Source organism: Halomonas sp. 707B3, from assembly GCF_024158645.1.
Lineage (GTDB): Bacteria > Pseudomonadota > Gammaproteobacteria > Pseudomonadales > Halomonadaceae > Vreelandella > Vreelandella lionensis.
In genome coordinates, this window is the sequence record NZ_JAMZBE010000127.1 from 1 (window position 1) to 10,355 (window position 10,355).

General features: G+C 59.1%; 10 protein-coding genes and 1 pseudogene. 3 read left to right on the forward strand and 8 right to left on the reverse strand.

Translation table 11 applies throughout. The features are described 5' to 3' along the window. Positions 1-99 precede the first annotated feature (99 nt). Positions 100-876: pseudogene (locus tag BIS10_RS14515) on the forward strand (radical SAM protein); the annotation flags it as partial. 38 nt (positions 877-914) lie between these two features. After that, on the forward strand, positions 915-1,208 hold the full coding sequence (locus tag BIS10_RS14520; RefSeq protein ID WP_083026029.1) for a helix-turn-helix domain-containing protein: 294 nt from the start codon (positions 915-917) through the stop codon (positions 1,206-1,208). Here BIS10_RS14520 and BIS10_RS14525 read toward each other — a convergent pair. From BIS10_RS14525 to coxB, 4 genes are read right to left on the reverse strand one after another with little or no spacing between them, the layout of a single operon-like run. Then, positions 1,129-3,435 (reverse strand): heavy metal translocating P-type ATPase, encoded by a 2,307-nt coding sequence (locus BIS10_RS14525; RefSeq protein WP_392567182.1) that lies wholly within the window; start codon positions 3,433-3,435, stop codon positions 1,129-1,131. The two genes, BIS10_RS14520 and BIS10_RS14525, sit on opposite strands and share 80 nt — an antisense overlap. Next, positions 3,426-3,770, reverse strand: coding sequence for a hypothetical protein (locus tag BIS10_RS14530; RefSeq protein WP_083026031.1), 345 nt, complete (start codon positions 3,768-3,770; stop codon positions 3,426-3,428). Before BIS10_RS14530 ends, BIS10_RS14525 begins: the two co-directional genes overlap by 10 nt. Before the next feature lie 4 nt (positions 3,771-3,774). Further along, positions 3,775-6,300: a cytochrome c oxidase subunit I gene (gene ctaD, locus BIS10_RS14535; RefSeq protein ID WP_253506164.1), complete on the reverse strand. Its 2,526-nt coding sequence runs from the start codon at positions 6,298-6,300 to the stop codon at positions 3,775-3,777. Continuing rightward, complete coding sequence (coxB, locus tag BIS10_RS14540; RefSeq protein ID WP_253506166.1) at positions 6,297-7,361, reverse strand: cytochrome c oxidase subunit II; 1,065 nt, start codon at positions 7,359-7,361, stop codon at positions 6,297-6,299. Before coxB ends, ctaD begins: the two co-directional genes overlap by 4 nt. 68 nt (positions 7,362-7,429) lie before the next feature. Here coxB and BIS10_RS14545 point away from each other — a divergent pair, with 68 nt between their 5' ends. After that, on the forward strand, positions 7,430-7,888 hold the full coding sequence (locus BIS10_RS14545; RefSeq protein ID WP_058578324.1) for a DUF2231 domain-containing protein: 459 nt from the start codon (positions 7,430-7,432) through the stop codon (positions 7,886-7,888). A 49-nt stretch (positions 7,889-7,937) separates the two neighbouring features. Here BIS10_RS14545 and BIS10_RS14550 read toward each other — a convergent pair whose 3' ends face one another. From BIS10_RS14550 to BIS10_RS14565, 4 genes are all read right to left on the reverse strand, one after another. Beyond that, positions 7,938-8,363, reverse strand: a complete 426-nt coding sequence (locus BIS10_RS14550; RefSeq protein WP_058578323.1) for a CopD family protein — start codon at positions 8,361-8,363, stop codon at positions 7,938-7,940. 92 nt (positions 8,364-8,455) lie between these two features. Continuing rightward, complete coding sequence (locus tag BIS10_RS14555; protein ID WP_392567183.1) at positions 8,456-9,319, reverse strand: DUF2797 domain-containing protein; 864 nt, start codon at positions 9,317-9,319, stop codon at positions 8,456-8,458. Continuing rightward, entirely contained in the window at positions 9,303-9,587 is a 285-nt protein-coding gene (locus BIS10_RS14560) for a YeaC family protein (protein WP_083026035.1), read from the reverse strand. The genes BIS10_RS14555 and BIS10_RS14560 overlap by 17 nt, the downstream gene beginning before the upstream one ends. 41 nt (positions 9,588-9,628) lie before the next feature. After that, positions 9,629-10,355, reverse strand: a 727-nt coding sequence (locus BIS10_RS14565; RefSeq protein WP_253506169.1) for a rhomboid family intramembrane serine protease, incomplete at its 5' end; no start/stop codon positions are given.

Consider the following 10,355-nt stretch of genomic DNA (forward strand, 5'->3'; position numbering starts at 1 on the left):
GATTTTGAATTCTTCAGTGTAGCGGGGATGGCTCATGGTTCCTCCTAGATACCTTTAGTATAAGGCCTGGAGGTGTCTACGAAACCTGGGGCGATTCAGGATTTTGAAACCAAATTGATCGCCCGCCACGGGCTGGTGGAGCATTTAAAAGAGGAGCTTTGCCACCCCCACTATGTTTGCCGCCCCATTAACCTCTCCGGCAATACCGACTGTTACCAGCCGCTAGAGGCCACCTACCAAACCACTCGCCGCTTGCTGGAATTGCTGTTGGCTTGCCGCCACCCGGTGACGCTAGTGACGAAAAGCACGCTGATTTTGAGGGATATCGATCTACTAGCAGAAATGGCGGAGCATCGCTTGGTGCGGGTGTTCGTGAGCTTGACCAGCCTAGACGCTAACCTAAAGCGCACGCTGGAACCCCGTGCGGCATCGCCGCAGGCACGCCTGAAAGTGATTCGCGAGCTGAATACGGCGGGAATACCGGTGGGCACGCTGGTATCACCGATTATTCCCGGCCTGACCGACCACGAAATTGAACGCATTCTGGAAGCCGCCAGCCGTGCTGGGGCGCGCACCGCGACCTGGATGCTGCTAAGGCTACCCCACGAGGTCGCGCCGCTGTTTGAAGCGTGGCTAGAAGCCCACTACCCCGAGCGCGCCGCTAAGGTAATGAGCTTGATGCGCCAGTGCCGTGGCGGTAAAACCTACGATGCGGCTTTTGGTAAGCGCTTTCGCGGCGAGGGGGTATTCGCTGACTTGATCGCCCAGCGGTTTCAGCGTGCTAGCCGCCAGTGGAACATGCAGCCACGCACCGAGCAGGGGCTGAATACCCGTGATTTTCGCCTGCCCCGGGCACAATGGGATTTATTTGATTAGACTGCAGGAATACCCATCACTAAGAAGACGCCCTCTCCATGTCGCTCAGCAAAACAAAATCCAGCTTTTACCGCCGCCTTTACGTGGCCCACTTGATTGAGCAAGGCGTGGCCAGCGTACCCGCGCTGATGGAAGCCACCGGCATGCCGAGGCGCACCGCCCAAGACACCATTACGTCCTTGGGGGAATTGGATATTGAGTGCGTATTTGAAAAAGGCGACGGCGAGCGCCACAACATTGGCCACTACACCATTAAGCAGTGGGGCGCGATTGACCCTCAGTGGGTGGCATCGAACGCTGAGCGCTTAGGGCAGGTACTGGGCTATCGCTAGCCTCGTCAGGCTCTGCCCACGCAAGGCGCGCTGTATTTAACGTCACGCTGAGCGAGCTTGCTGCCATCGCCAGTACGGCGGCCAAGGGCGGTACCGCCATCATGATCACCAGCCCAAGCGCCAGCGTGTTATAGAGTGCCGAAAACACTAGGTTTTGTACCATGACTCGGCGGGTGCGCTTAGCCAGTGCCAATAGCCTTACGATACCGCTCACCCCAGGCCAAAGCAGCTGTGCGGCGGCTCCGTCGCGGGCGGCTTCGCTGGCTTGCATGGGGGCGACGCCTACCCCGGCTTCGGCAAGGCTTAAGGTATCGTTCACCCCGTCGCCCACATAGAGCGTAGGCGAAGGCAGCGCTTTGAGCAGCGCCGCTTTGGCTTCCGGCGAACGCTGGGCGTAGCACGCGTTTTTTGCTAGCCCCACCTGCAGGCCAAGCCAGCCCACCGGCCCCTGGCGGTCGCCGCTGATCAGCGCCACGATGTACCCTGAGCGCTGTAGTTCGGCAAGGCTCGCTTTCGCATCGCTTACCGGCTGGTCGGCACAGTAGAGCGTGGCGAGCCAACCGCGGCTGTTGGCCACTACCACCTGTGAAGAAAAGGCGTAGTCAGGGTGTTGGGCGTTATCTGACAAGGGCGCGCCAAGCTGCTGCTCTATCCATGCGGCGCTACCTAACCACCACCTCTCTCCGTTTTGAAACGTTGCTTGCTGGCCTTTGCCGGGATGCTCCTCAAGATGAAGTACGTTATGAAGTACGTTGGGCGGCGTTGCTGTTTCAGCCTTGTTCGCCCAGTCCAGCAAACCGCTGGCTAGCGGGTGTTCGCTTTGGCTGACGGCGCTGTGCAGCATCGTCTGAAACATCGTGAGATCTTCGCCTTGGCGCAGCGCGGCATGGACTACCTGATGCTGCCCCCGGGTGAGCGTACCGGTTTTATCGAAAGCAATGCCGCGTACGTTCGCCAGAGTTTCAAAAGCGGCAGGGTCACGAAGCGCAATGCCCTGCTGTAACGCTTGGCTGCTACCGGCAAGGCTTGCCAGCGGCACCGCCAGCCCCACCGCGCAGGGGCAAGCTACCACCAAAACAGACAGCGCACGCACAGCAGCGTCTTCTAGACCAAGGCCCAATAGCAGCCCGAGTGGGAGTGTCAGCACAGCCAGCAGCAGCGCTACGGGGCTTAGCCATGAGGCAAAGCGGTCGGCCAGCTTGTGCAATTCGCCCTTTTTTGCCTGGGAGCGGCGCATTTGCTCGCACAGTTTATCCACCCGCCGCTGGCCGACGGTGGCCGTCACAGTCACCTTCAAAGGCGCTGCGTTTAGCCCCGCCGCATAGCGGCAGCCCGCATAGACCCGCTGCTTAGCATGCAGGTAACGGGGCACGCTTTCCCCAGTGAGCGTGGCGGTGTCCAGCCAGCCGGGCGAGTCAAGCAGGCCATCCAGAGGCACCTGCTCACCGGGGGGCACTTCAATCACGGCTCCTATGGAGACTTCCCCAACGGGCTGCGTGTAGCGCTGCCCGCCTTGGCAAACCACCACATCAGCCTCCGGCAGCCTTAGTGCATCAAAGGCTTTGAGCCCCCGCTGCCTGCACAGGGTTTCGACCAGCCGGCCCACCAGAAGCAGCACAATAAGCATCACCGCAGTATCGAAATAGACCTCTGAAGAGCCGCGCAGCAGTAGCCCTACCGAGACCGCCATGGCGCCAAGCACACCCAGGCTTACCAATACATCCATGCCGGGGCGTCGGGCCAATAGCGTGCGCCACCCCGCTCGGTAAAACGGCAGGCCGGAATAGAGCACGACGGGTAGTGAAAAGGCACCGGCCACCCACGCGACGACCAGCTCTATGGTGGCATTGGGCAGCGCGCCCACGTAGATCAGCAGCGACGCCAGCATAGTCCACATACCCAACACCGCACCTACAATCAGGCGCAGCGTGAGGTAGCGGCTCTCTTGGGCTAAGCGCTGCTGGGCATCTTGTACTGGTTCTAGCTCGCTCAGCCGATAGCCCAGCCGCTTCACCACGGGGGCTAGCACCGCCAACTGGGTTGCTGAGGGAGAGCCGTTTACCCATACCGTTGCGGTAGGGTAATGAACGCTGGCCTGCGCGACGCCCGGTACGCGAGCTAGCGCGCCCTCTACCGCCAGCGCACAGCTAGTGCACCACATGCCATGAAGCGTATAGAGCGGTGCGTCGTCATTAGCAGGCGAGTCTGTGTTCACGGTTACAGACAAGGCGGCACGCCAATGATGGGTAGCCCCGCAAACGCCACGCCGAAAGCAGAAAACAAGTAGAGCCAACCGGATACCACGGCATGAAAGCGCTGACGCCCCTGGTGCTGCTTGGCTGTGCGGCAGCACCCCCACGCCAACAGCACAAGCCCAGCAGCACAGAGAAGGGTAAAACCGCCCAGGGCTGCGTTGAGTAGCGTGAGTGATCTTGCCTCCGGCGGCGGTGGAGCCACCGCACAGGCCACTGACAGGCCGCTATACACGGCCACAAACCAAACGCTCCAGAGCGTTAGCCCCACTACTAAATGGATAGGATGAGTAAAGTGAAGTCGTTCCATCGCCCTACCCTCCTAACACGCGGGGCAGCACCGCTAGCGCTGCAATTAATAGTCCAAAGGTGACCACGTTATAGCGCCATAGCAGGGCTACTACGCCCGGCTCGAAGGGAGCATGAGCGCCCACATAGCCATAGCCCACACGCAGGCCTTGAAGCACGGCCAAGACGACCGCTAAACCGCCGTGGAACAGGGCGTAGACAAGGCCGACCAGCATCACCGCATCGTGGGAGGTTTGCGTGGGGGCAAGTTCGGCTTGCCACAGCGCCCAGCCCGTTAGCCCCACTTGCAGTGCACCTAACGCAGCGGCTAAATAGAAGCCTGCGCCTAACCCGGCGTCACGCTGCTGGCGCAACCCTCGTACCAGCCGCTCCATCACCACACATCCGGCCAGCACCGCCACGCCCGCCGCCAACATAAGCATGAGTGATAGCGGCGGCGTCTCTGGCATCTGCCATTCGGGTGAAACGGTCCAGAGGTAGAACCAGCCAAACAGGTAAGAGAGATAAAACGATCCGTTGGCGATCAGAAAAACACCCATCGCCCAAAGGCCGGGGCCGTCCATCGTACGCGAATGGAGCGGTGGAACGCCCGGTTTTACGCCTGCGTCCGGTGCCGCTTTAGGATGCGCGCCGTTCTCCCACGACCAGCGCAGCAGAAAGATACCGGCAATAATGACGAATACGCCTGCCAACGCGTACACCTTGGTCAGCAGGCTCAGGCACACCACCGCCAGCGCGGCAGCGGCAAACAGCGGCCACCAGGAGTTACCGGGCAGGTGAATAATCTCGCGCACCTTGCCCGTAATCGGGTCGGTGCCCCACATTTCACGCCTGCCGTGTGAGGCCACCGCCAGCGAGTGCTTACCCTCGGCCATGGTATGCGGTAAGTTCGGGTCATCCCACAGCGGGTGGCGGGTTTCCACACTGGGGAGGCTCACAAAGTTATAGGCGCTGGGCGGCATGGTGTTGGCCCACTCCAGCGTATCGGCATTCCAGGGGTTATGCTTGGCGGGCTTGCCAAACCGAAAGTGCAGCGCGATATCCAGCAGCACCATGGCAATCCCTGCCGAGAGCACAAAGCTACTGATCGACGAGAGCAGGTTAAAAATCTCCCAACCTGAGCCCGCTTCATAGGTGTAAATCCGCCGGGGCATGCCAAGCAGCCCGGTCCAGTGCATGATTAAGAAGGTGCCATTAAAGCCCAGGAAGGTCAGCCAGAAGCCCCAGCGCCCCAGGTTCTCGGAGGGCATTCGCCCGGAGAAGAGCGGCAACCAGTAGTAAAGCCCCGCGATCAGCGGGAAGAACATGCCGCCCACCAGCACATAGTGCATGTGCGCCACCACAAAGTGGGTGTCGTGCACCTGCCAATTAAACGGCACCAGCGCCAGCATGACGCCGGTTAACCCGCCGCACACAAAGATGATCAAAAAGCCCATCACCCACAGCATGGGCAGCTTCATTTTGGGTTTGCCAAGCCAGAGCGTGGCGAGCCAGACAAACACCTGAATCGCCGTGGGCACGGCCACTAACATACTGGCTGCCGAGAAAAACGCCTGGGCCAGCTGCGGAATGCCAATGGTGAACATGTGGTGAACCCACAGCCCAAAGCTGATAAAGCCCATAATGGTGATCGCTGCCACTACCCAGCCGTACCCCACAATGGGCCGCCCGGCAAATACCGGGATCAGGGTAGAGACAATACCGGCGGCAGGCAGGAAGATGATGTACACCTCTGGGTGGCCAAACAGCCAGAACAGGTGCTGCCAGAGCACCGGGTCGCCGCCGCCCACAATTTGGAAAAACGGCATGCCGACTGCTCGCTCAAGCTCCAGCAGCACGCTGCCGAGTATCAGCGGCGGGAAGCCCACCACGATCATTAGCGCCATGGCGAGGATATACCACGCAAACAGCGGCATCTTATGCAGCGCCATGCCCTGGGTGCGGGTGCGTAAGATAGACACCACCAGCTCCACCCCCGCCGAGAGCGCTGATATCTCCACAAAGGTGATGCCCAGCAGCCAAAAATCGGAGCCCAAATCCGGGGCAAACTCTTTACTGCTCAGCGGCGTGTACATAAACCAGCCGCTTGAAGGCGCCATCTCAATAATTAGGCTGGAGGTGAGGATGATCCCGCCAAACAGGTAGCAGAAATAGCCCAATGAGGTTAGCCGCGGGCACACCAAGTCACGGGCACCAATCATTTTAGGGATCAGGTAAATCGCCAGCCCCTCCAGCATGGGAATGGCGAACAGAAACATCATCACCGTGCCGTGCATGGTGGTGACTTGGTTATAGATCTCCGGCGACATAAAGTCCTGGTCGGGCATCGCTAGCTGGGTACGCACCAGCATGGCAAGAATGCCGCCAATCAGGAAAAACACCATCCCAGTGATCATAAAACGCAGACCTAGCGTCGTATGGTTCACGATGGTGAGGGCCTTTAGCCCTTTCGGGTTGCCCCAAATGTCATGTAGGTCTTCGTGTAGTTGCTGCGGGTCCTGCTCTACCGCCTCTTGATTCACGCTCTTCATGGGGTCAAGGTCTCCAGCCAAGCACCCAGGGCATCCAAGGTGTCCGTATCAATATCGTCGTGGGCAGGCATTTTATTGCCCGGCTTCAGCGTTTGGTGCTGCTGCAGCCACTGGCTCACCGCGCCCTCTTCCATGGCCATCACACCGGCACCCAGCATCGTGCGGCTACCGACATCCGAGAGGTTCGGCCCTACATCGCCCTGGCTGACGCCAGCCACTTGATGGCAGCTCGCGCAGTGGGTCGTAAAGGCCTCTCTTGCGCTATCGTGGGCTGAATCTTGGGTCGCTAACTCGTTTAGTTCTGCGTCTTGGCGAGCTGCCAGCCATGCATCGAATGCTTCACGGGGCACGGCTTCGACATACAAATGCATATGGGCATGGCCCACCCCGCACAGCTCGGCACACTGGGCACCAAACACGGCGGGCTCATCAGCTTCCAAGCGGATTTTATTCACCCTTCCTGGCAGCATGTCGATTTTGCCGCCTAGGCGCGGCACCCAAAACGCGTGAATGACATCTGCGCCGCTCACATGGAAATCCACCGGCTCCCCTGCGGGCATGACGAGCTGGTTAGCGGTGACGACTTCGCCGCCTTCGGCGCCTGGGTAGCGCACCTCCCACCACCATTGGTGGCCGATCACTTCAATCACTTCAGGCGGCTCGCCTAGCGGGAGCGGCAGCATGCGCTGCCCGGCAGGCACCCCAAACATCAGCAGTGCAGTCACACTGGTGATCGGCAACACAAGGCCTCCACCAATAATCCAGCGGCGGGCAATGCGTCGCTCTTGGGCAGGCGTGCGCTCTACGTTGCGCGGTTTGAAGGCGTACAGCCAAACCACGGTGACACCGACCAGCACGATGGTGGCAAAGCCCAGCATTACCCACCAAATTAACCGAACGTCTCGCGCGGCGGGCCCTGCAGGGTCTAAGATAGATCTGTCGCCAGTACAGCCCGCGACACTGAGTAGCAGGCTAAGCCCTAGCCAGCAGGCGGCTTGACGGGCTCGTCGCGATGCTAAACACGACATGATGGCGGACGTAGCGCTATTGCGTTCCCTCATTAGCGTTTTCCCTGAAGTGCAGTTGATCTATCCGACTGTTTCGCTTTGTCTAACCACAGGAAGTGACGATGACACCTACTCCCCAACGCTCGATCAAAAGCCGCGCATCGCTGGCGGGGCATCCGCTTCACCCGGTGATGATTCACTTCCCGGTGGCGGCCCTGATGGCACTGGTCGCTTGCGATATTGCCTACTGGTATACCCAGGATGCATTCTGGCTGCGCGGCGGGCTTTGGCTGGCGGGTGTTGGCGCGTTTGGCGGTTGGATTGCTTCGGTGGCAGGCATCATTGACTTGGTGTCGGTAGCGCGCATCCGCCGTTTGATTACCGGCTGGAGTCACGCGATTGTGGCCGTAGTCATGCTCTCTCTGGCGTCGCTGAATTGGCTGCTGCGTTTCACTGAGCCCAGTGCGGTGCTGCCGTGGGGGTTGGCCATCTCGCTGGTAACGGCCGGTTTGATTGCGCTGGCCGGGTGGCTCGGTGGCCAACTGGTGTACGAGCACGCGGTGGGCGTTGAAGTAGAATAGTAACCCGAGCGGCTCAATGGCAGCCCGTAATTGGACATTGGCCATTGAGCTAGCTCCACTCCAGCGGTTTAGAGAGCACAAACCCTAGCACCCCAAAGATGCCTACCAGCGCCAACAGCAGCGCACACAAGCTGGCCGTCTTCACCCCTTTAAAAATCCCCTTCTCAAGGCGCAGGATGAGCCAGCCAAAGCAGCCGTGAGCGGCAACCATCAGCACCACTGCCCCCAGTTTCAGTATCAACCAGCCGCCTAACAGGCCATGCAGGAGAAATAGCAGTGTGCCAGAGGCAATCGCAGCGAGTGCCGCAGGTGTGGCAATGGAATTATAAAAAAACCGCGGCATGGGCGGTGTGCCCTGGGCGAAGCCAGCGTCTTTACGTAGCTGCAGCGCTTGCAATAAAAGCGCAGGCAAATAGAGAAGTGCGCCGCACCAAATGACCAGCGCGGCGATGTGCAGCAGTTTTAGCCATGGCATCGAGGCTTCCTTGCGTGACGAGGGCAGAGTCTATTGTGACCCTCATAACCTTAGTCAACCGATGCCACTCTGGCTAGGCGAAACGCCAAGTTTTACTCCACCGAAATTTCATAACCTGTGAATTTACGTAGATTTATCACACCCGTGTCGAACATGAGGTACTGCCCTTTCACGCCCTGAAGGATGCCTTCAACCAGCGGCTGCTTATCAAAATTATGAGAGACTACTTTGCGGGGAAACACAGCCACGGGATAGTCGAACTGCAAAGGAGCCTCATCCAACGTGCGAATGGCGTCTTCGCCGTGAACACTGCGTAGCTGGCCTAAACCATCTGCCAATGTGTTCAACAACCGGTCACGCTCAGCGCGCAGATCGAGTGGTTCTACCTCACCTTTTAACATGGCACGCCAGTTAGTGCGGTCGGCCACCTGCTCTTTGAAGAGCATCTCGACGAACCCGGACTGCTGGCGAGTGTTCACTTCGAGAATCGGTAACGCCTGAATAGCGCCTTGATCCAACCAACGGGTGGGCATTTGTGTTTTGCGAGTAATGCCTACCTTCAAGCCGGAAGAGTTAGCCAGATAGACGATGTGGGGCTGAAAGCAGTGCGCCTCACCCCACTCCGGCTCGCGGCAGGTGCCCTGATGGTAGTGGCAGGTTTCCGGTTTCATGATGCAGGTATCGCACTGCGCCAAGCGCTTAAAGCAAGGGTAGCAGTAGCCTTGTGCAAAGCTTTTTTTAGTTGCCCGACCGCAGTGGGTACAGGCAATAGCACCGCTCCATGCAAGGCGCATGGGGGAGCCAATACGCTCATTCAACGCCACCCGATGCTCACCAGCGCGCAGATGGTAAACCACTTGCTCGTCTTGACGGCTAGGCAGCGCCGCCGCCATTTTTTGCAGACACCCTTTAACGGGAGAGACCTCGGGAATTAACAAATCAGTCACGCGTGGCATCCCGGCCAAGGCCCGCCATTTCTGGGCTAACGCCTGCGCCGGTAGCACCTGCCCCACAGGTACGCCGCTCCAAATAACCTACGCGATTCTCTTCCGGTACATTGTTTTCAACTTCATAACGCATGACAGCTTCCAAACACAGCTCGGTTTGCTCCGGCGTTAAGCGGCGGCCGTCAGGCCATTTGCGTAGCGACACCCCTTGCTTAAGGCTTTCATAAATCGCAGGCGTCATCTGGTTGATCATTTTATCGAAGGTCATATCGCTCACGGTTAGCACCTCAAGTATTTGCTGCTTTCAAATTGGCGGCGTTAGGCTTTGCTACGTTTGGAGGAATAATACCAGCCCGTGGCGAGCCCCACGAGCAGCCCGCCCAAGTGAGCTTCATTGGCCACGTTGCCAAAGCCGACGGTACCGGCAATATCGGTCATGGTGAACACCATCCAGCCGAGCATAAACACCACCAACATTTGCGGCACAAAGAAACCGCTTTGCGGGGCGCGGCGAGACATCAGCCACACATGGGCCAGCAGTGCATACACCACGCCGGACATACCACCGAACAGTACCGTTCCGGTCACGTATTGGGCGACGTTAGCCCCAATGCCCGCCACTAAAAGCAGGAGGAGCATCATTTTACTGCCTTGGCGCAGCTCAATTTGCCGCCCGAAGTACCACACCCACATCAGGTTGAAAATCAGGTGCATCCAGCCAAAGTGCAGAAATGCGGGAGATAGCAAACGCCACAGCTGCCCACCCATCACGGTGTCTGCTAGCGACCCATACACCAACTGGCCGCCGGAGATACCCACCGGCACAATGGTGAGCGCCACAATCAGTAGGTCGCCAAAAATGCCGCTTAGGGCAAATACCAGCAGGCTCGCTCCTATCATCAACGCCGTGACTGGCACCTGGCGCAGAATAGCGATAATACTGTGGGCGCTGCGGGAACGTGGTGGGTGAGCATTATCCACGATCAGCGGTTCGCCACGCTCCCAACGGCCTACCAGGGCGCGCAGTTCGTCGTGCTGGCGGGGG

Coding starts and splice junctions, on each gene's coding strand:
- BIS10_RS14520 (WP_083026029.1), top strand. CDS start 915: ATGTCGCTCAGCAAAACAAAATCCAGCTTTTACCGCCGCCTTTACGTG.
- BIS10_RS14530 (WP_083026031.1), bottom strand. CDS start 3,770: ATGGAACGACTTCACTTTACTCATCCTATCCATTTAGTAGTGGGGCTA.
- ctaD (WP_253506164.1), bottom strand. CDS start 6,300: ATGAAGAGCGTGAATCAAGAGGCGGTAGAGCAGGACCCGCAGCAACTA.
- coxB (WP_253506166.1), bottom strand. CDS start 7,361: ATGAGGGAACGCAATAGCGCTACGTCCGCCATCATGTCGTGTTTAGCA.
- BIS10_RS14545 (WP_058578324.1), top strand. CDS start 7,430: ATGACACCTACTCCCCAACGCTCGATCAAAAGCCGCGCATCGCTGGCG.
- BIS10_RS14550 (WP_058578323.1), bottom strand. CDS start 8,363: ATGCCATGGCTAAAACTGCTGCACATCGCCGCGCTGGTCATTTGGTGC.
- BIS10_RS14555 (WP_392567183.1), bottom strand. CDS start 9,319: ATGCCACGCGTGACTGATTTGTTAATTCCCGAGGTCTCTCCCGTTAAA.